This window comes from Falsihalocynthiibacter sp. S25ZX9, from assembly GCF_041205405.1.
Taxonomy (GTDB): Bacteria; Pseudomonadota; Alphaproteobacteria; order Rhodobacterales; family Rhodobacteraceae; genus Falsihalocynthiibacter; species Falsihalocynthiibacter arcticus.
The window spans coordinates 1-295 of record NZ_JBGFCD010000269.1; the positions used below are offsets into that span (position 1 = coordinate 1).

1 protein-coding gene is annotated in these 295 nt (G+C 50.8%); it reads right to left on the reverse strand.

Annotated elements, in window-relative coordinates:
• A partial coding sequence (locus AB9F29_RS22200; protein WP_369757288.1) for a glycosyltransferase occupies window positions 1–295 on the reverse strand: 295 nt, incomplete at both ends.

Sequence of the window (295 nt, forward strand, 5' to 3'; positions counted from 1 at the left end):
AATCTGGGCAACGGCCCGATCCGACAAATTATTAAACTCGACCACGTTTCTCGGCTTTAAATCCAGTCGTTTGAACACTGCTTCGTTTTTCCAGCCGCGCGCCCCGATAATGACAAATTGCGGCGAATTCGTTTTATTTTCCAACCCTTCCCATATGTCCAGCAGTAGGGCGTGGTTTTTTCTAGGCTCAATGGTGCCAACAGTCACGAAATATCCCTTATTGGGGTCGATTTCCGGCGGAAGCGCGCCCTCTGGTGGCGTGGGTGTCGTAAGCCCCAAATGCGCTACGATAGAT